Source organism: Nonomuraea sp. NPDC049309, assembly GCF_043196965.1.
GTDB lineage: Bacteria > Actinomycetota > Actinomycetes > Streptosporangiales > Streptosporangiaceae > Nonomuraea > Nonomuraea fastidiosa.
The window spans coordinates 332,682-350,622 of record NZ_JBICSH010000002.1; the positions used below are offsets into that span (position 1 = coordinate 332,682).

Below are 17,941 nucleotides of genomic sequence, written 5' to 3' on the forward strand. Positions count from 1 at the left end.
CGGCGGTTCATTCCGCGTTGGGCTGCGATTTCACGGCCCGGGGCAGGCGGCCCGCGCCGCCCGCCCTGCTCAGCCGTACCGGCGCTCCGCCTCCTCGTAGGCGGGCAGGCGCGGCTTGTGCCACTCCAGCCAGCCGGCGTCGTTCTCCTTCAGGAAGTCCGTCTCCTTGGGCCTGGTCTCCACCCACCGCACCATCCTGCGCATCTCGGCCAGGCCGGCGTCGTCGACCAGCAGTCCCGGCAGGTCCATGCTGATCCGCTTGGGCATGAGCTCGTAGACCTGCATGAAGCCGTTGTTCGGCTCTTCGAGGAAATCGCGGGTGCGGCTGCCGGGAGTGCCGCCGAAGTCCCAGAACTCGTCCCAGCCGCCGCGGTCCGGGTCCGCCAGCCTGACGAAGTTCTCCTTGCACCAGGCGGCGATCTGCTCATACCACCGCGCCGCCGCCGCGATCCTGCCGCACACGGCGGCCAGCGAGGTGATGTTCCCGTAGATCTGCCGTAGCGCGCCCTGCGCTTTCGCGGCGGCTTCGCCGTACCACGGGGCGTCGTTCAGGTCCTGCGCGCGCAGCCGGATCAGGTGCGCCAGCTCGACGAGCGACTCGGCTCTTTCCTCGAACCGGACCGTGTCGATCCAGAGGTCGAGATGGCCGAGGTCTTCTTTCAGCTTGTCCGCCGTCATGTTGTCGACGCCGTAGGAGATGCCCTTGGGCAGCTCCAGTGACACGCTGACGTTGGGATAAAGGTCGCTCGGCTCATGCAGAATGTCGGCCGGCGGGTCCCCTTTCAGCTGGGAGACGAGGCGATCGTCCAGCTGATCCAAGGGGATGTCGCCCAGTTCGGGGTTCTCCGCGAGGTCGTACCTGGTGGCGGCGCGCTCGATCAGCATCCCCGCCATGCCGATCTCGGTGTGCAGATCGCTCCAGAAGTCGTGGACGTAGTACTCGGCCGTATTGAACAGGGCCGACAACTCGCGGGGCAGAGCCCAATGCATGTCCGGCCGGCCCATGTCGCCATGCCAGAAGGGATACCCGCGAAGGGCCAGGTTCGTGATGCGGCCGGCGACCGATTTGACGCCCTTGCGGTCGATGTGGAACCCCTCCGCGTGACGGTCGTCCTCCAGGCCCGGCCAGGTGGGCGGCAGGCGCGGCTCCGCGTCCCAGGAGGACCATTGCTCGGAGAGGGTAGGATCTGGCTCGCGCATGTGAACTCCGATCTTGCTGGGGGTCGCAACACCCTACGAAGATCGTTAACAGTCCCGCAACAGCCGATGTGAGACCGCGGGATGCCGCTCAGCCGCGGCCGACGCCCTTGAGCCAGCTCTCCACGACGAGGTCGGCGGCGCGCGCCGGGTCGAGGTCGGGAAAGCGGTGGGCGGCGCTGTCGACTAGGCCGTCCAGCATCGCGCGCGCCCACTCCGGCGGCACGTCGTCGCGGATCAGCCCCTCGCCGGCGGCCCGCCGTACGAACCGGTCGAGCCGGGCGCTCTGCTCCTTCATGCGCGCGCTCGCCGCCTCGTTCTCGCGCATCATGCGCCGTACGTCCACCGGCCACTCCCTGCTGACCGGGATGATGCCCTCGACGTAGCGGTGCAGCGCCACCGCCACCGGCGCCTCCACCAGCCTGGCCTCGTCCAGGACCCGCTCCGCGCCGTCGAGCTTGGTCTGGAAGACGGCGGCGAGCAGCGCCTCCCGGGTCGGGAAGCGGCGGTAGACGGTCCTGCGATCGACCCCGGCCGCGGCGGCGATGGCGCTCATGCTCGTTGCGGGGTCCTCGGCCAGCAGGCGGGCGCCCGTACGCAGGACGGCCCGCAGGTTACGCGCGGCGTCGGCTCTCATCACCCGCTCAGTCTAGGAGCGATGTGACAGATGCCCCTTTGACAGACACAGAGCAGGCGCATATACAGTCAAGAGGCGCCACACTAATGTGGCACTTACTCGAGCTGGACGCACACGGAAGACGACGGGACGACATGCGCGCCTTGCAGGTGAGGCGATCACCGCCCTGCCGCCACGCGACGCGGGCTCACGACCACAAAGGACCACCGCCATGACGACTTGGCTCATCACCGGCAGCTCACGCGGGTTCGGGCGGGCGCTCGCCCAGGCCGCGCTCGACCGCGGCGACCGCGTGCTCGCCACCGCCCGCGACCCGCGCCGCCTCGACGACCTCCTCCAGCGGTACGGCGACCGCGTCCGCGCCTTCCCCCTCGACGTCACCGACGCCGAGGCCGCCCGCGCCGCCGTCCGCGAGGCCGTCACCGCGTTCGGCCGGCTCGACGTCGTCGCCAACAACGCCGGCTACGCCGACTCCTCGGCCATCGAAGAGACCTCAGACGACGACTTCCGCGCCCAGGTCGAGACCAACTTCTACGGCGTCGTCAACGTCATCAAGGCCGCGCTCCCCGTCCTGCGCGCCCAGCGGTCCGGCCACTTCATCCAGTTCTCCTCGATCGGGGGCCGGGTGGGCGGCTCGCCGGGGCTGGCGGCGTACCAGTCGGCCAAGTTCGCCGTCGAAGGCTTCTCCGAAGTGCTGCACAACGAGGTCAAGCCGTTCGGCGTCAAGGTGACCATCGTCGAGCCCGGAGCGTTCCGTACGGACTGGGCCGGCTCCTCCATGCGCACCGTCACCCCCGGCCCCGACTACGAGCAGACCGTCGGCGCCATGGGATACCGCCGCGCCGGCTTCGACCGCTCCGCCCCCGGCGATCCCGCCCGCGCCGCCCGCATCCTCTGCGACATCGTCGGCCTCGACGAGCCGCCCCTGCGCCTCCTCCTCGGCAAGGACGCCCTCGAACTCGCCGAGAAGTCCTCCCGCGAACGCGCCGAAGAAGCCACCCGCTGGTCCCACCTCACCCTCGCCACCGCCTTCCCACCCGGCGAATGACCACAGGGCTCAGCCGACGCCGTTGCGGCGTACGGAGGATCCGAACATCGACCCGGTACACGGCAGGCGCATGCCCGTCTCGCGCAGGCCGTCCACGATGTTCCCCGCGGCGACCTCGTCGAGCTTGCCGTCCCGGACCGCTCACGCGTACTCGTCAACCGATGATGAGGTGCCCCAGCTCGTGCGCCGCGGTCGCGCGGCGGCGGCCCGGGTCACCGTGCCGGCTCCGCCCGGCGCGAGACGACCCTGGGGAGCGGATCGAGGAAGGAGCCGAGCGGTACCTTGAGCACCTTCGACAGCTCGGCGAGCTCGAGCGCATCGACACGGCGGACGCCTCGCTCGATCTTCGGGATCATCGTCCGGTCAAGCTTGAGCGCCGAGGCCGGCTCTTCCTGCGACATGTCGGCCGCCATGCGCACTCGCGTACGCGCTCGCCTACGTCCGCCCACTCTTCAGGCTCCCTCACAGTGCGACAATCGCACACGGCTTCAGCGGCGGGGGGTTTCAGCACCCGGACGACGCCGATATCACCTTCACCCGTTTCCAGCAGCCTGCCCATACAGCGACGTCCGACCTGGTTGTCATAGGACTAACAGGGCCAGGACCGGTCCACGCCGGTTGATGCACACTGTCTGATATGGCAACGACAGAACTCGGCGCCGCCCTGCGGCACTGGCGCGACCAGGTCTCACCCGAGGCGGCCGGGCTGCGCGCGGGCGGCCGCAGGCGCGCAGCCGGGCTGCGGCGCGAGGAGCTGTCCCAGCTGGCGGGCATCTCCGTCGACTATCTCACCCGCCTCGAACAGGGCCGTGCCACCAAGCCGTCAGCGCAGGTCGTCGAGGCGCTGGCCAGGGCGCTGCGGCTCGGCAGCGACAGCCGCGCCCACCTCTTCCAGCTCGCCGGCCTCGCCGTACCGGGGGCGCGGATCGTGCCCGCGTACATCCCGCCGAGCGTCCACCGCATGCTGGACCGGCTCACCGGCACCCCGGTCGCGGTCTTCGACGCCGCCTGGACCCAGCTGCTCGCCAACCCCCTCTACACCGCGCTGATGGGCGACTGGCGGGGCGACGACCTCAACGCCGTGTGGCGCAACTTCGTCGGCGCCGGCACCCGCGTCCGCCACACCCCCGAGTCGCTGGGCGCCCTGCGTGCCGCCCAGGTCGCCGACCTGCGCAGGACCGCCGCCCGCTACCCCGACGACAAGCGGCTGCACCAGCTCATCGCCCGTCTGCGCGACAACAGCCCCGAGTTCGGTGCGCTCTGGGAGTCCGGCGCCGTCGGCCGCCATGAGTCCGCCCGCAAGACCATCGACCACCCCCAGGTCGGCGCCATCACGCTGGACTGCGACGTGCTCGTCGTCGCCGGCGAGGATCTGCGCATCATGGTCTACACGGCCGAGCCGGGCAGCGAGGACGCCGAACGCCTCGCCCTCCTCGCCGTCATCGGCACCCAGGACCTCACCGCCCAGCGCCCGTAACCCGCCGCTCAGCTCCCGCTGATCGTCCGGAAGCGGGGCCGTCCGGCTCCGCCGCGCCGGAAAGCGCCTCGATGTCAGCGCCGCGAGGTGCGCAGGTGGATGCGCTCGCCCTGCCTGCCGAACAGGCTGAGCACCTCCACGCCGCCGTGTCCCGCGGCGCCGAACCAGTGAGGGATCTGGCAGTCGAACTCGGCCGCCTCGCCGGGGCCCATGACGAAGTCGTGATCGCCCAGCCGCACGCGAAGGCGTCCGCGGAGCACGTAGAGCCACTCGTACCCCGTGTGGGTCCGCAGGTGGGGTTCCTCGTCGTGCGCCGGAATGGTCATCTTGTACGCGCGCGGCTCGCCCTGCTGACGGGAGAGCGGGATCAGCACCCGGCCGCCCCTCGTGGTGGGCTGCTGCGGCACGCGCGGGTCGACGATCCGGGGTGCGGCGACGATCTCGTCCAGGGGGATGCCCAGCGCCGCGGTGATCGGCAGCAGCAGTTCGAGGCTCGGCTTGCGCTGGGCCGACTCCAGCCGGGAGAGCGTGCTGGTCGAGATGCCGGTGGCGCGGGCGAGCTCGGCCAGGCTGACGCCCTTCTTCTCGCGGGCGCGGCGCAGCCGGGGAGCTATCTGCTCGATGGCGGCGCTGACGCTCGGCTGCTGCTCCACGGACCGCAGTCAACCAATCCGTCCCGGAAACGGCAAGGATTTTTGCCGTTCTCGAAGACGCGTCCGCATCCTGCCTGCGGAGGTGATCCGAGTGGACACAACGATGTGGGACGCGATCATCGTCGGCGGCGGAGCCGCCGGCCTGTCGGCGGGCGTGGTGCTCGCCAGAGCGCGGTTCGCGACCCTGGTCGTGGACGGCGGCGCGCCGAGGAACGACCCCGCCGCTCACATGCACGGCTACCTGACCAGGGACGGCATGGCGCCGAGCGCGTTCGTCGCCACCGGGAGGGACGAGTTCACGGCGTACGGGGGCACGCTCGTGAGCGGGACGGTCACCGCCGCGCGGCACGACGGCGGCGGGTTCGAGCTGCGGCTCGACGACGGCCGCGCGCTACGCTCCCGCTCGGTGCTGGTCGCGACCGGGCTGACCGATGAGCTGCCCGGCATCCCGGGACTGCGGGAACGCTGGGCCTCCCGGGTGCATCACTGTCCCCACTGCCATGGCCACGAGGTGCGCGGGCGCGCCATCGCCGTGATCGGCGGCGCGCTGGCGGCGGCGTCCGCGCACCAGGCGGCGCTGCTGCGCCGCCACAGCGACTCGGTGACGTTCTGCGTCAACGGCGCCGAGGCCGGTGAGGACCGGCTGCGCCGTCTCGCCGCGTACGGGGTGCGCGTGATCGACGAACGGGTCACGGCGGTCACGGAGGGCACCGGGAGCCCGGTCGCCGTCGTGCTGGGAAACGGCGAGACGATCCCGTGTGACGCCGTCTTCGTGGCGCCCCGCCCGAAGCCCCATGACGCGGTGCCGGCCATGCTCGGCGCGGCCAGGGACCCGGCGACCGGCCTCATCGCCGTCGATGCCCGGGGCGCCACGAGCGTTCCCGGGCTGTGGGCGGCGGGGAACGTCGTCGATCCCCGGGCCCAGGTCGTCGCCGCGGCGGGCGCGGGCTGCACCGCCGCCATCGCCGTGTCCGCCTGGCTGCTCGACCGGGAGCTGACCGCCGCCGTCGAAGGCGCGCTCCGATGACCGTCACCGAGACGCCGCGGAGCGCTCGCTCCGGCAGGCTGCCCATCGGCGTCTACCTGCTGGGCTACTGCCTGTTCGCGATGGGGAGCGCGGAGTTCCTCCTGGCCGGCGTGCTGCCGGGCATCGCCGCGGACCTGGACGTCCCGCTCGCGTCGGCCGGCTACCTGATCACCGCGTTCGCGCTGGGAGTCGTGTTCGGCGGGCCGCCGCTGGCCGTGCTCAGCCTCCGCTGGCCGCGCCGCACCGCGCTCGTCGCGGCGCAGGGCCTCTTCGCGGCCTCGGTGGCGATCGGGCTGCTGGGCGGCTACGAGGTGCTGCTGGTGTCGCGGGTGGTCTCGGGCATCGCGTACGCGGGCTTCTTCGCCGTCGCATCCGTGACCGCGATCGGCCTGGTGACGCCGGACCGCACCGCCCGCGCATCCGGAGTCGTGGTGAGCGGGCTGAGCGTGGCGATGGTCGCCGGCGGCCCGGCGGGCACGCTGCTCGGCCACCTCATCGAGTGGCGCACCGGCTTCTGGGCGATCGTGGTCCTCACGGCGGCCGGGATCGCCGGGTGCCTCGCCGGGATCCCCGCCGCCGGCCAGGACGCCGGCCGGCCCGCCGGGCCCAGCGTCGCGCGGGAGCTCGCCACCATGCGCAGGCCGATGCTCTGGGTCGTGTACGCGATCACGATCCTGACCACCGCGGCGTACATGATCACCTATAACTACCTGGCGGCGATGCTGGCCGGCATCACCCGCGTCCCCGGTGTCTGGATCCCCGCGGTCCTCGCGCTATTCGGGGTGGGCGCCTTCGCCGGGCTGTCCATCGGCGGCCGGATCTCCGACCGGCGTCCCCACCTCGCGCTTCTCACCGGGGCGGCGGCGATCGCGGTCCTGTCGGTCGTGATGGCCGCCGCGATCCGGCACGCCTGGGCGGCGGTGCCCGCGGTCTTCCTGCTCGGCGTGGCCGGGTTCGTGCTGAACCCCGCCGTGTACGGACGCGTCTTCGCCATCGCCGCCGGCGCGCCGACGCTCGCCGGGGCGACCACCGTGTCGGCCTTCCAGCTGGGCATCAGCCTCACTCCCGTGCTGGCGGCGGTCCCGCTGGCCGGTGGGGGCGCGCTCACCTCGGTCTGCCTGATCGGCGCCGCGCTCGCCGCGGCCGGCGTGCCGTTGATCCTGCTGGACCGGGCCGCCGCGAGGAACACCGACCGGCCGTCCTGAGCCGAGGGCCGCGCCGGTCCCGGCTCAGACCGGCCGGCCGGTGGGGCGCAGGCCGTCCATCAGCAGGTCGAGCAGGCGAGCGGCCTTGGATCCCGGTACGCCCCTGGGCGCCACGGTGAAGATGCCGATGAGCGCGGCGGCGACGTCGTCGGCCTCGACGTCGGGGCGGAGCTCGCCCGCCGCGCGGCCCGCCTCAAGGATCGCGGTGATGGCGGCCAGCAGCTCGGTCCTGGTCTGCGCGTGGGCGATCTCCCCGGATTCGATCATCGCGTGCAGCGTGTCGAGCATGCCGTTCTTGGCGGCGATCCAGTCACCGAACAGGTCCATCCAGCGCCGCATCGCCGCGGCGGGCGGCAGCTCGGCGAGCAGCTCGCGGGCGCCGGCCGTGAGGCGTCCGACCTGGTCCCGGTAGACGGCGTCCACCAGCGACTCGCGGGTCGGGAAGTGCCGGTAGAGCGTGGCGATGCCGACTCCCGCCTCGCGGGCGATCGCACGCATCGACGGCTCGGTCTCGGCCGCCATGAACATCCGGGTCGCCACCGCGAGCAGCTGGTCCCGGTTGCGGGCCGCGTCGGCGCGCGGAGCACGCTCCGACAAAGCGGATCGCGCTCCGGTTGTGTTAGGGTCACGCACGGAAACGGAGCATAGTCCACTTTCTTGGACGCTCCCCTGATCCGAGGAGACAGGCGTGGCACAGAGCGTTCAACCGCAGGCCGGCACGAGCCGGGCGGTCCGGCTCGACGCATGGGGCGGCCCCGAGGTCCTCGACGTCCGCGACGTCCCCGCACCACAGGCGGGACCGGGACAGATCCGCGTACGCGTCGCCGCCGCCGGCCTCAACCCCATGGACTGGATCATGACCGCCGACGCCGCCACCGCCGCCCGCTTCGGCCTGACCCTGCCCGCAGGATTCGGCACCGACTACGCGGGCGTGATCGACCAGACCGGCGACGGGGTGACCGGCTTCGCGCCCGGCGACCGGGTGTTCGGCGGCGCACTGTCCCGCGCGGTCGCCGACCACGTGGTGATCGACCTGTCCCGGGGCACGGCCGCCGAAGAGGCCCACCACACGCCCGACGGCGTCGACGACCGCACCGCCGCCACGCTCACCATCGCCGGACGTACGGCCTGTGCCGCGCTCGCCGTGATCGACCCGGGCCCCGGCGACACCATCCTGATCGGCGGTGCGGGCGGCGGGGTCGGGGTGTTCGCCGTCCAGCTCGCCAGGATCGCGGGGGCGCGCGTGATCGGCACCGGCTCCGCCGCGTCGGCCGGCTTCCTGCGCGATCTCGGAGCCGAGCCGGTCGCGTACGGCGACGGCCTGGCCGATCGCGTACGCGCCCTCGCCCCCGACGGCATCACCGCCGCCCTCGACCTGCACGGCACCGAAACCGTGGAGGCCGCGCGGAAACTCGGCGTCCCCGACACCCGCATCTGCACCATCGCCGCCCAGGTGGCCGGCATCCCCGCGGCCAACGGCGCCACCGCCACCGCCGACGACCTCCTCGGGATCGCCCACCTTGTCGCAGCGGGCCGCCTTCAGGTGCCGATCGCGGCGACGTTCCCCATCGAGGAGATCCGGCGCGCCGCCGAACTCCAGGCGGGACGGCACGTACACGGCAAGATCGTCATCGACCTCTGACACCCACCGCCGCCCCTTCTCGACGAGGCCAGGACCGGCCCCGCGCGGCCACGAGCCACGCAGCCGGACCTCCCGGCGATCAGCGATCGAGGAGCCTGAGGGCCGCCCGGCTGCCGGCGATCAGCTCAGGATCGCCGTCGGCCACGCGCAGAGCCAGAGCCTCCTCCAGCACCTCCCGCGCCTCCTCCCGCCGCCCCAGGTCGATGAGCGCCTTGCCCAGATGCTGAAGCGCGAACGACAGCAGCTCCGGCGCCTCCTCCCGCGCAAGCGCCACCGTCTCCCGGCACAGCGCCTCCGCGGCGGCCACACCACCCGAATACCGGTGGACGTCGGCGAGATTCAGCGTCACCGCGATCCGCCTGCGGGCCGTGTCCGCCAGGCCGAGCGCACGGTCGAGATGATCGACCGCGTCACCGTACTCGCCGAGCACGAGCAGCCCGACCCCGAGCGCCCGCAAAGTGGCATAGTCGGCGGGGTTTCGGGCGCGGACAGGCTCGATGAGCGCGCGGAGCCTCTCCCGGTCACCGGGCACCATGCGCAAGCTCTCGTCGTACGCGATGAGCTCGTTGATCTCCTGAAGCAGCACACCAGAACCCTAGGCGCCACTAGTCCCGCCGCGCCCCCACCGGCCAGACCACCCGTACAGGCACCGCCCGCCGCCGCGCCTCGGCCACCACGTCAGCGGTGCCGCCGTACCCCCGAGCGGGCAGGCCGTCCCAAACAGCGAACAGGACATCGGCGCCGTCCAGCATCCGCTCGCTGCCCGCCATGTGCGACTCCGAGGTGGATTCGGTGAAGTCCAGCCGATGCACCCGCGCCGCCCGCCCCAGCAGCTCGTCGTACGCCGCGTGCCACTCGCCCGGCAGCCCGTCCCGATACTCCCTGGCCGGGACCACGGCCTCCAGCACCCCGCCGAGATCGAGCACCGCGCGAGCGAAGATCTGATCGGCCCCATCCGCCAGGCACGACAACCCGATCACGCCGCTCGGATACTCCGCGAGCGCCGCGCGGACGGCCTTGTCGACGAGCGCGGTGGTCTGTTCGGGCAAGCCCCGATGACCGGTCACAGCGATGCGAACCATGACCTCACGAGATCACAGCGCCACCCGGACGCCCACCGCCCTCCGCAGGATCTCTCCGGCTCGTTCCGCGAAGTCCGGCCCGCCTCCAGCATGCCGACGGCGGGCAGGTCACGTTTCACCTGGGGCTCGTCGAGCCGGTCTCGTACAAGATCGAGCGGCCTGCTCATCTGGCGGCCGGGCCGGTCTGCAAGAGCGAAGGCGCCCCGAGCCCGGGGCGCCTTCGAGGGCTCACGCCTCGCCGGTGGTGAGGCCGACCGGGCAGGCGACGCCCGTGCCGCCGATGCCGCAGTAGCCGTTCGGAACCTTGAACAGGTACTGCTGGTGGTACTCCTCGGCGTAGTAGAACGGGCCGGCGGGGGCGATCTCCGTGGTGATGTCGCCGTAGCCGGCGTCCTTCAGCACCCGCTGGTACGACTCCCTCGACTCCTCCGCCGCCGCCTGCTGCTCGGGCGTGTGGAAGTAGATGGCCGAGCGGTACTGGGTGCCGATGTCGTTGCCCTGGCGCATGCCCTGGGTGGGGTCGTGCGCCTCCCAGAAGACCTTCAGCAGCTGCTTGTACGTGATCTGCGCCGGGTCGTAGACGACGCGGACGACCTCGGCGTGGCCGGTGCGCCCGGTGCAGACCTCCTCGTACGTGGGGTTGGGCGTGTAGCCGCCCTGGTAGCCGACCGCGGTGGTGTAGACGCCGGGCGTCTGCCAGAAGATGCGCTCGGCGCCCCAGAAACAGCCGAGGCCGAAGTCGGCGACCTCGAGCCCCTCGGGGTACGGCGGGGCCAGCGGCGCGTCGAGGACGGCGTGGCGGGCGGGCACGGGCATCTGCTCCGCGCGGCCCGGGAGGGCGTCCTCGGGTCGGACCATCGATGTCTTGTTGCCGAACAGCCAGCCCATAGCGACCTCCGAGAGCTCTCGATCCAGACTACACACGCCCCAACACTTAAGAGTGTCTACACATTTCCACTACGTGGACAGGATTTGTGTTTAAAGGAGGTAATGAACGAAACTGGGCCACATGCCTGACTCACGGCGCGGCATCCTCTACGGGGTCGCCGCCTACACCATGTGGGGCCTGTTCCCCCTCTACTGGCCGCTGCTCAAGCCGTCCGGCGCCGTCGAGATCCTCGCCCACCGCATGGTGTGGTCCCTCGTCGTGGTCGCCGCGGCGCTGGCCGTACGCCGGCACTGGTCCTGGGTGAAACCGCTGGTCAGGCAGCCCGCCAAGCTCGGCCTGCTGGCGCTGGCGGCGATCTTCGTGACCGTCAACTGGGGCACCTACATCTACGCGGTCAACAGCGGCCACGTCGTGGAGAGCGCCCTCGGCTACTTCATCAACCCGCTGGTCAACGTGCTGTTCGGGGTGGCGCTGCTGCGCGAGCGGCTGCGCCCGCTGCAGTGGGCGGCGGTCGGGTTCGGCGCGCTGGCGGTGCTGGTGCTGACCGTCGACTACGGACGGCCGCCGTGGGTGGCGCTGACGCTGGCGTTCAGCTTCGGCATATACGGCCTGGTCAAGAAGCGCGCGAACGTCGAGGCCACCGAGAGCCTGGCCGTGGAGACCCTGGTGCTGCTAGTGCCGGCGCTCGGCTACCTGACCTGGCTGCAGGCGACGGGGACGGCCACGTTCGGCCACGAGGGCGTCGGCCACGCGCTGCTGCTGGTCACGGCCGGTCTCATCACCGCCGTGCCGCTCATCTGCTTCGGCGCGGCGGCCATCAGGGTGCCGCTGAGCACGGTCGGCCTGCTGCAGTACATCGCGCCGATCCTGCAGTTCGCCTGCGGCGTGCTCATCGCCAAGGAGGTCATGCCGCCGAGCCGCTGGATCGGCTTCTCGATCGTCTGGCTGGCGCTGGCGATCTTCACGTACGACAGCATTCGGGCGGCCCGCCAGACCGCCCGGAGCCGCATCGCCGTACAGGCTCAGCCGGAGCGCTCGACCACGTAGTCGCAGAGCGCCAGGAACGCGTCCTTGGCCGGGATGGCGGGCAGGCCCGCGATGTCGGCCCGCGCCCGGTCCACCCACGCCACCAGCTCGGCCCGCGCCTTGTCCATGGCGGGGTGGGCGCGGAGCAGGGTCAGGGCCTCCTCGAGGTGCTCCTCGGGGACCGGGCCCGACAGCAGCTCCGTCAGGCGGGGGTCGTCGCCGGCGTCGAGCGCGTACAGGACGGGGAGGGTCTTGATGCCCTCCTTGAGGTCCGTGCCGGGCGTCTTGCCGGACTGAGCGCCGGAAGAGGCGACGTCGAGCAGGTCGTCGCCGAGCTGCCAGGCCACGCCGATGGCCTCGCAGGCGCGGCTCAGCCGCTCTTCGACGTCGGCGGGAGCGCCCGACAGCAGCGCGCCGAACCGCCCGGACGCCGCGATCAGCGAGCCGGTCTTGTCGGACAGGACGCTGAGGTAGTGGGCGATCGGGTCCTCGCCGTTCCGCGGGCCGACCGTCTCCCTGATCTGGCCCTGGACGAGCCTGGAGAACGTCTGGGCCTGGATGCGGATCAGCTCGGGGCCGAGGTCGGCCAGGATGTCGGACGCCTGGGCGAACAGGTAGTCGCCGGTGAGGATCGCCACGGTGTTGTCCCACCGGGCGTTGGCGGACGGGGAGCCCCGGCGCACCGGGGCCTCGTCCATGACGTCGTCGTGGTAGAGCGAGCCGAGGTGGGTCAGCTCGATGACCACGGCGCCGGGCACCACGCCCGGCGCCGACGGATCGCCGAACTGAGCGGCCAGCAGCACCATCAACGTGCGGAACCGCTTGCCGCCCGCCTCGATGAGGTGCTTGGACGCCTCCGTGACGAAGGCGTCCTCGCTCTCGACGGACGAGCGCAGGAGCTTCTCGACCGCGGCCAGTCCGTTGGCCACGTCCTGCGCCAACCGCTCGTCCTCGATGGGAAGGTCAACCACGGGAGGCGCGGACATACGAGATCCCCTTATCTGATGAACAGGCTGCTAGCAGCGTCGTTGGCAACACCGAGGATGGACTCCGGGTAGAGCCCCACTCCTACCGTAACCAGCAGCGAAACGGCGATGACGGCCACGGTCCCCATACTGGGCACCGCGATCGCCGGGCCGTCGGCGGCCGGCTCGCTGAAGAACATCAGCACGATCACGCGGACGTAGAAGAACGCGGCGATCGCGGAGGCGACCACACCCACGACGACCAGGCCGGCCATCCAGCCGCCCAGAGCGTCGCCGGGGCTCGTGCCGCTGTTCAGCGCGGCGGCGAACACGGCGTACTTGCCCATGAAGCCGCTCGTCAGCGGGATGCCGGCGAAGGCGAGCAGGAAGAAGGCGAACACGCCGGCCAGGATCGGCGACCGCTTGCCGAGACCGGCCCAGCGGGACAGGTGCCCCGCCTCGCCGCCCGGGTCGCGGACGAGCGTCAGGATGGCGAACGCGCCGACCGTGGTGATGCCGTAGACCGCGAGGTAGAACAGGATCGCCTTGAGCGAGTCGGCGTTCTGCTGCGCGTCGCTGAACGTCGCCATCACGCCGACCAGCAGGAAGCCGGCGTGCGCGATGGACGAGTACGCCAGCATGCGCTTGAGCTCGGTCTGCGTGATCGCCAGGATCGAGCCGACGACCATCGTGAGGGCCGCGACGACCCAGATGACCGGCCGCCACTCCCAGTCGAGGTTGCCCAGGCCGACCCAGAAGACCCGCAGCACGGCGCCGACGGCGGCGACCAGCGTGCCGGAGGCCATGAGGGCGGTGACGGGCGTCGGGGCGCCCTGGTAGACGTCCGGCTTCCACGCCTGGAACGGCGCCGCGCCGATCTTGAACAGCAGGCCCACGCCGAGCAGCGCGAACCCGATGAACAGCAGCGGGTCGAGGGCGTTGCCCTCCGCCAGGGCCTGGTTGATGCCCGGCAGCGAGACGGTGCCCGCGAAGCCGTAGACCATCGCGGTGCCGTACAGGAAGAACGCCGAGGAGAACGCGCCCAGCAGGAAGTACTTCATGGACGCCTCCTGGGACAGGAGACGCCGCCTGCGGGCCAGGCCGCACAGCAGGTAGAGCGGCAGCGACATGACCTCGAGGGCCACGAACATCATCAGCAGGTCGTGCGCGGCGGGGAACAGCATCATGCCGCCCACCGCGAACAGGACCAGCGGGTAGACCTCGGTGTGACCGGTGCCGCTGTCGTGGGCCTCGGCCTGCTCCTCCTCCGGGCTGCCCGGCACGGACGCGGCGGAGGCCACGAAGTGACCCTCGTCGTTGATGAGCAGCACGCAGACGAACGACAGGACGAGGATGACGCCCCAGATGAACAGCGACGGGCCGTCCACGGCCAGCGCGCCCATGGCGGCGGCCGTGGTGGGCACTCCGCCGCGCATCGCCTGCACGAGCACCAGCGCGAACGCGCCGGCGATGCTCAGCAGGGTGAGCGGCACGTGGATGGGCTTGCGCAGGTAGCGCGGCGCGAACGCCTCGACGAGCACGCCGATGCAGGCCGCGCCGAAGACGACCAGCAACGGCGCCAGCAGGCCGTACTCGATCGTCGGCGCTTCGATGGCGGGGTTCACTGGCCTGTCCCCTTCTCAGCGACGGTGGAGGTGGGTACCTTCACGTTGGTCAGCGTCTGTTGCACTGACGGGTTGATCACGTCAAGCAGCGGCTTGGGGAAGAAGCCGAACCCGATGATCAGGGCGACCAGCGGAGCCAGCACCCAGACCTCGCGGGCGTTCAGATCCTTGAACGCCTTGACCGGCTCGGCCGTGGGCCCGTTCATGGCCCGCTGGACCATCCACAGGATGTAGACGGCCGCCAGGATCACCGCCACCGCGGAGATGATCGCGGCCGCGGTCAGCGCGCCGGACCCGTGAGCCTGGCTGGAGTACGTGCCGATCATGACCATGAACTCGCTGACGAAGGACGAAAGGCCCGGCAGCGAGAGACCGGCGAGACCGGCGATGAGGAAGAAGCCCGCGAGCAGCGGGGCGACCTTCTGCACGCCTCCGTAGTCCCCGATGAACGGCGAGCCGCGCCGCGCGATCAGGAACCCTGCGGCCAGGAACAGCGCGCCGGTGGCGAAGCCGTGGTTGACCATGTAGAGCGCCGCGCCGGACTGGGCGATGTCCGACATGGCGAACACCCCGAGCACGATGAACCCGAAGTGCGAGATCGACGTGTACGCGATGAGCCGCTTCATGTCGGTCTGGCCGATGGCGACGATCGCGCCGTAGATGATGCTGATGACCGCCAGCACGACGATCGGCATCGTGAACGCCTTGGCCGCGTCGGGGAACAGCTCCAGGCAGAAGCGGAGCATGCCGAACGTGCCGACCTTGTCCAGCACGCCCACGAGCAGCACGGCGGCGCCGGCCGGAGCCTGCGCGGCCGCGTCGGGCAGCCAGGTGTGCACCGGCCACAGCGGCGCCTTGATGGCGAACGCGATGAAGAAGCCGCCGAACAGCCACTTCTGCATGGCCGGGTCCTGGATGGCCCCGATCAGCTCGGGGAACATGAAGGACTGCTTGCCGCCCACGGCGTACAGACCGATCACCGCGACCAGCATGAGCAGGCCGCCGAAGAGCGAGTACAGCAGGAACTTGACGGCCGCGTAGGACCGCTGGGCGCCGCCGTACGACCCGATCATGAAGTACATCGGGATCAGCATCGCCTCGAAGAAGACGTAGAAGAGGAAGATGTCGGTCGCCGCGAAGACGCCGATCATCATCGTCTCCAGCACCAGCAGCAGGGAGAAGTACGTCTTCACCGAGCGCTTGGGCGCGATCACCGTGCCGTCGGCGGTCTTGACGCCGTCGGCGTCGTGCCAGGAGGCCAGCACCACGATCGGTACCAGCACCACCGACAGCGCGATGAGCACGAGCGCGACGCCGTCCACGCCGACCCCGAACTTCACGCCGAAGCTCGGGATCCAGTCGTAGGCGGCGGTGAACTGGAAGCGGTCGCCGTCGGGGTCGAACCCGGCGGCCATGACGCCGGTCAGGACCAGCGTCACCAGCGAGAACAGCAGGGTGACCTGCTTGGCCAGCTTGTCACTGCCCTTGGGAAGCAGGGCCACCACGATGGCGCCCACCACGGGCACCGCCATGAGTATCGGAAGCCAGGGTGACATCAGATGTTCCCAACGAGGAGCAGGGCGCCGGTCAGCAGGGCGGCACCGATCAGGATGGACAGCGCGTACGTTCTGGCGAAACCGGTCTGGATCCGCCGAAGGCGCCCGGAGCTGCCGCCGATGCCCGCCGCCAGGCCGTTGACGATCCCGTCGATGCCGCGGTTGTCGAAGAACACCGCGACGCGGGTCAGCCACTGGCCGGGACGCATGAAGAGCGACTCGTTGAGCGCGTCACCGTACAGGTCGCGCCGGGCGAACGTGGTGAGGAAGTTGCCGCGCGGCTGCACCGACGGCACCTCGACCCGGCCGTACTTCATCCAGGCGATCACCGCACCGACGGCCACCAGTGCGAGCGTGGCCAGACCGGACGGAGCGAACGGAGCGAACTCCGGCAGTTCCTCCGGACGGCCGACGGCCGGGGCCAGGAACAGCAGGAGGCGGTTGCTGAGCACCAGGTAGGCACCCAGGAAGAGCGCGCCGAGCGAGAGGATCATCAGCGGCACCGTCATCACGAGCGGCGACTCGTGCGGGTGCGCGTCCTTGTCCCAGCGCTTCTCGCCGAAGAAGGTCATGAAGACCATCCGCGACATGTAGAAGCCGGTGATGCCCGCGCCGAGCACGGCCAGCCAGCCGAGGATCGGCTCGTGGTGCACCGCGGCCTCGATGATGCCGTCCTTGGTGAAGTAACCGGACAGCAGCGGGAAGCCGATGATCGCCAGGTAGCCGATGAAGAACGTCACGAAGGTGATCGGCATGACCTTGCGCAGGCCGCCGAACTTCCTCATGTCGACCTCGTCGTTCATGCCGTGCATGACCGAGCCGGCGCCGAGGAACATGTCGGCCTTGAAGAAGCCGTGCGTGATCAGGTGGCCGATCGCGAAGGCGTAGCCCGCCGGGCCGAGGCCCGCGCCGAGCATCATGTAGCCGATCTGCGACATCGTCGAGCCGGCCAGACCCTTCTTGATGTCGTCCTTCGCACAACCGATGATCGCACCGGCGAGCAGCGTGACCGCGCCGACGATGGCGACGGCGAGCGCCGCGCCGGAGCCCTCCGGGAAGAAGAACGCGCCGGAGCGGACCACCAGGTAGACGCCGGCGGTGACCATGGTCGCGGCGTGGATGAGGGCCGAGACCGGGGTCGGGCCCTCCATGGCGTCGAGGAGCCAGGACTGCAGCGGGAGCTGCGCCGACTTACCGCAGGCGCCGAGGAGCAGCAGCAGGCCGATGGCGAGCATCGTGCCGTTGCTCTGGCCGGGCTCGATCTGCTCGCCCAGACCCTTGAAGGTCAGGGTGCCGAACGTCGTCCAGATGATGAACATGCCGACCAGCAGGCCGAAGTCGCCGACGCGGTTGACGACGAACGCCTTCTTCGCCGCGGTCGCCGCGGACGGCTTGAACTGCCAGAAGCCGATCAGCAGGTACGACGCCAGACCGACGCCCTCCCAGCCGATGAACAGTCCCACGTAGTTGTCGGCCAGCACCAGCAGGAGCATCGCGGCGACGAACAGGTTCAGGTAGGAGAAGAACCTGCGCCGGTGCTCGTCGTGCGCCATGTAGCCGATCGAGTAGATGTGGATCAGCGAGCCCACACCGGTGATCAGCAGCGCGAAGCTGATGGACAGGGGGTCGATGAGCAGCCCCATGTCGACCAGGCCGGGGATGAACTCGTACAGGTGCACCGCCCGGCGACGCTCCTCCGGCCCGAATCCGATCAGCTCGAAGAACGCCAGCGCCGCCACGACGAACGAGGCGAGGGACATGGCCACGCCCAGCAGATGGCCCCAGCGGTTGGTGAACCGGTTGAACACCAGCAGGATGAACGCGCCCACGAGCGGGAACGCGATCATCAGCCAGGCGCTGCCGATCACTCCACCGGTGTGCTGGGCGATCTCAGCGATTTGAGATTCCACCA

The 17,941-nt window shown here is 70.7% G+C and carries 18 protein-coding genes; 6 read left to right on the plus strand and 12 right to left on the minus strand.

Annotation, left to right across the window (positions count from 1 at the left end):
* Positions 1 to 69 precede the first annotated feature (69 nt).
* Positions 70 to 1,200 (minus strand): hypothetical protein, encoded by a 1,131-nt coding sequence (locus tag ACGFIM_RS15380; protein WP_393200416.1) that lies wholly within the window; start codon positions 1,198 to 1,200, stop codon positions 70 to 72.
* A gap of 88 nt (positions 1,201 to 1,288) precedes the next feature.
* Complete coding sequence (locus ACGFIM_RS15385) at positions 1,289 to 1,834, minus strand: TetR/AcrR family transcriptional regulator (protein WP_393202560.1); 546 nt, start codon at positions 1,832 to 1,834, stop codon at positions 1,289 to 1,291.
* Positions 1,835 to 2,045: 211 nt separating this feature from the next.
* Here ACGFIM_RS15385 and ACGFIM_RS15390 point away from each other — a divergent pair, with 211 nt between their 5' ends.
* Complete coding sequence (locus ACGFIM_RS15390; protein ID WP_393200418.1) at positions 2,046 to 2,882, plus strand: oxidoreductase; 837 nt, start codon at positions 2,046 to 2,048, stop codon at positions 2,880 to 2,882.
* A 212-nt stretch (positions 2,883 to 3,094) separates the two neighbouring features.
* Here the strand turns inward: ACGFIM_RS15390 and ACGFIM_RS15395 are convergent, their stop codons facing one another.
* Positions 3,095 to 3,295 carry a helix-turn-helix domain-containing protein gene (locus tag ACGFIM_RS15395; protein ID WP_393200420.1) on the minus strand — a complete coding sequence of 67 codons (201 nt, stop codon included), beginning with the start codon at positions 3,293 to 3,295 and terminating at the stop codon, positions 3,095 to 3,097.
* A gap of 224 nt (positions 3,296 to 3,519) precedes the next feature.
* Here ACGFIM_RS15395 and ACGFIM_RS15400 point away from each other — a divergent pair, with 224 nt between their 5' ends.
* Entirely contained in the window at positions 3,520 to 4,359 is an 840-nt protein-coding gene (locus ACGFIM_RS15400; protein ID WP_393200422.1) for a helix-turn-helix transcriptional regulator, read from the plus strand.
* A 74-nt stretch (positions 4,360 to 4,433) separates the two neighbouring features.
* On the opposite strand, the gene ACGFIM_RS15405 is transcribed toward ACGFIM_RS15400, so the two are convergent.
* Positions 4,434 to 5,012 (minus strand): helix-turn-helix domain-containing protein, encoded by a 579-nt coding sequence (locus ACGFIM_RS15405; RefSeq protein ID WP_393200425.1) that lies wholly within the window; start codon positions 5,010 to 5,012, stop codon positions 4,434 to 4,436.
* Between the two features lie 91 nt (positions 5,013 to 5,103).
* On the opposite strand from ACGFIM_RS15405, the gene ACGFIM_RS15410 reads away from it, so the two are divergent.
* Together ACGFIM_RS15410 and ACGFIM_RS15415 are read left to right on the plus strand one after the other, a co-directional pair.
* On the plus strand, positions 5,104 to 6,039 hold the full coding sequence (locus ACGFIM_RS15410) for an NAD(P)/FAD-dependent oxidoreductase (RefSeq protein ID WP_393200427.1): 936 nt from the start codon (positions 5,104 to 5,106) through the stop codon (positions 6,037 to 6,039).
* Positions 6,036 to 7,244, plus strand: coding sequence for an MFS transporter (locus ACGFIM_RS15415; RefSeq protein WP_393200429.1), 1,209 nt, complete (start codon positions 6,036 to 6,038; stop codon positions 7,242 to 7,244). The genes ACGFIM_RS15410 and ACGFIM_RS15415 overlap by 4 nt, the downstream gene beginning before the upstream one ends.
* 24 nt (positions 7,245 to 7,268) lie before the next feature.
* Here ACGFIM_RS15415 and ACGFIM_RS15420 read toward each other — a convergent pair whose 3' ends face one another.
* Positions 7,269 to 7,841: a TetR/AcrR family transcriptional regulator gene (locus ACGFIM_RS15420; protein WP_393200431.1), complete on the minus strand. Its 573-nt coding sequence runs from the start codon at positions 7,839 to 7,841 to the stop codon at positions 7,269 to 7,271.
* Positions 7,842 to 7,932: 91 nt separating this feature from the next.
* On the opposite strand from ACGFIM_RS15420, the gene ACGFIM_RS15425 reads away from it, so the two are divergent.
* Positions 7,933 to 8,886 (plus strand): NADP-dependent oxidoreductase, encoded by a 954-nt coding sequence (locus tag ACGFIM_RS15425; RefSeq protein WP_393200433.1) that lies wholly within the window; start codon positions 7,933 to 7,935, stop codon positions 8,884 to 8,886.
* A gap of 79 nt (positions 8,887 to 8,965) precedes the next feature.
* Here the strand turns inward: ACGFIM_RS15425 and ACGFIM_RS15430 are convergent, their stop codons facing one another.
* The 3 genes from ACGFIM_RS15430 to msrA all read right to left on the minus strand — a co-directional run bounded on the left by ACGFIM_RS15430 (position 8,966) and on the right by msrA (position 10,856).
* Positions 8,966 to 9,472: a tetratricopeptide repeat protein gene (locus tag ACGFIM_RS15430; RefSeq protein WP_393200435.1), complete on the minus strand. Its 507-nt coding sequence runs from the start codon at positions 9,470 to 9,472 to the stop codon at positions 8,966 to 8,968.
* A 19-nt stretch (positions 9,473 to 9,491) separates the two neighbouring features.
* The gene (locus ACGFIM_RS15435; RefSeq protein ID WP_393200437.1) at positions 9,492 to 9,968 is read right to left on the minus strand and encodes a hypothetical protein; all 477 of its coding nucleotides are present in this window, start codon (positions 9,966 to 9,968) and stop codon (positions 9,492 to 9,494) included.
* Between the two features lie 228 nt (positions 9,969 to 10,196).
* Complete coding sequence (gene msrA, locus ACGFIM_RS15440) at positions 10,197 to 10,856, minus strand: peptide-methionine (S)-S-oxide reductase MsrA (RefSeq protein ID WP_393200439.1); 660 nt, start codon at positions 10,854 to 10,856, stop codon at positions 10,197 to 10,199.
* 121 nt (positions 10,857 to 10,977) lie between these two features.
* Here msrA and rarD point away from each other — a divergent pair, with 121 nt between their 5' ends.
* Positions 10,978 to 11,904, plus strand: coding sequence for an EamA family transporter RarD (gene rarD / locus ACGFIM_RS15445; protein ID WP_393200441.1), 927 nt, complete (start codon positions 10,978 to 10,980; stop codon positions 11,902 to 11,904).
* On the opposite strand, the gene ACGFIM_RS15450 is transcribed toward rarD, so the two are convergent.
* From ACGFIM_RS15450 to nuoL, 4 genes are read right to left on the minus strand one after another with little or no spacing between them, the layout of a single operon-like run.
* The gene (locus tag ACGFIM_RS15450) at positions 11,880 to 12,869 is read right to left on the minus strand and encodes a polyprenyl synthetase family protein (RefSeq protein WP_393200443.1); all 990 of its coding nucleotides are present in this window, start codon (positions 12,867 to 12,869) and stop codon (positions 11,880 to 11,882) included. The two genes, rarD and ACGFIM_RS15450, sit on opposite strands and share 25 nt — an antisense overlap.
* An 11-nt stretch (positions 12,870 to 12,880) precedes the next feature.
* A complete protein-coding gene (gene nuoN / locus ACGFIM_RS15455) occupies positions 12,881 to 14,473 on the minus strand; it encodes an NADH-quinone oxidoreductase subunit NuoN (protein WP_393200445.1) in 1,593 nt (530 codons plus the stop codon).
* Positions 14,470 to 16,029, minus strand: coding sequence for an NADH-quinone oxidoreductase subunit M (locus tag ACGFIM_RS15460; RefSeq protein ID WP_393200447.1), 1,560 nt, complete (start codon positions 16,027 to 16,029; stop codon positions 14,470 to 14,472). Before ACGFIM_RS15460 ends, nuoN begins: the two co-directional genes overlap by 4 nt.
* Positions 16,029 to 17,876, minus strand: coding sequence for an NADH-quinone oxidoreductase subunit L (gene nuoL / locus ACGFIM_RS15465; RefSeq protein WP_393202562.1), 1,848 nt, complete (start codon positions 17,874 to 17,876; stop codon positions 16,029 to 16,031). Before nuoL ends, ACGFIM_RS15460 begins: the two co-directional genes overlap by 1 nt.
* Positions 17,877 to 17,941 lie beyond the last annotated feature (65 nt).

Bases quoted from the DNA above. Each gene is read 5' to 3' on its own strand.
- ACGFIM_RS15380 (WP_393200416.1), bottom strand. From the start codon at position 1,200: ATGCGCGAGCCAGATCCTACCCTCTCCGAGCAATGGTCCTCCTGGGAC.
- ACGFIM_RS15385 (WP_393202560.1), bottom strand. From the start codon at position 1,834: ATGAGAGCCGACGCCGCGCGTAACCTGCGGGCCGTCCTGCGTACGGGC.
- ACGFIM_RS15390 (WP_393200418.1), top strand. From the start codon at position 2,046: ATGACGACTTGGCTCATCACCGGCAGCTCACGCGGGTTCGGGCGGGCG.
- ACGFIM_RS15395 (WP_393200420.1), bottom strand. From the start codon at position 3,295: ATGGCGGCCGACATGTCGCAGGAAGAGCCGGCCTCGGCGCTCAAGCTT.
- ACGFIM_RS15400 (WP_393200422.1), top strand. From the start codon at position 3,520: ATGGCAACGACAGAACTCGGCGCCGCCCTGCGGCACTGGCGCGACCAG.
- ACGFIM_RS15415 (WP_393200429.1), top strand. From the start codon at position 6,036: ATGACCGTCACCGAGACGCCGCGGAGCGCTCGCTCCGGCAGGCTGCCC.
- ACGFIM_RS15435 (WP_393200437.1), bottom strand. From the start codon at position 9,968: ATGGTTCGCATCGCTGTGACCGGTCATCGGGGCTTGCCCGAACAGACC.
- msrA (WP_393200439.1), bottom strand. From the start codon at position 10,856: ATGGGCTGGCTGTTCGGCAACAAGACATCGATGGTCCGACCCGAGGAC.
- rarD (WP_393200441.1), top strand. From the start codon at position 10,978: ATGCCTGACTCACGGCGCGGCATCCTCTACGGGGTCGCCGCCTACACC.
- ACGFIM_RS15450 (WP_393200443.1), bottom strand. From the start codon at position 12,869: ATGTCCGCGCCTCCCGTGGTTGACCTTCCCATCGAGGACGAGCGGTTG.
- ACGFIM_RS15460 (WP_393200447.1), bottom strand. From the start codon at position 16,029: ATGTCACCCTGGCTTCCGATACTCATGGCGGTGCCCGTGGTGGGCGCC.
- nuoL (WP_393202562.1), bottom strand. From the start codon at position 17,876: ATGATCGCGTTCCCGCTCGTGGGCGCGTTCATCCTGCTGGTGTTCAAC.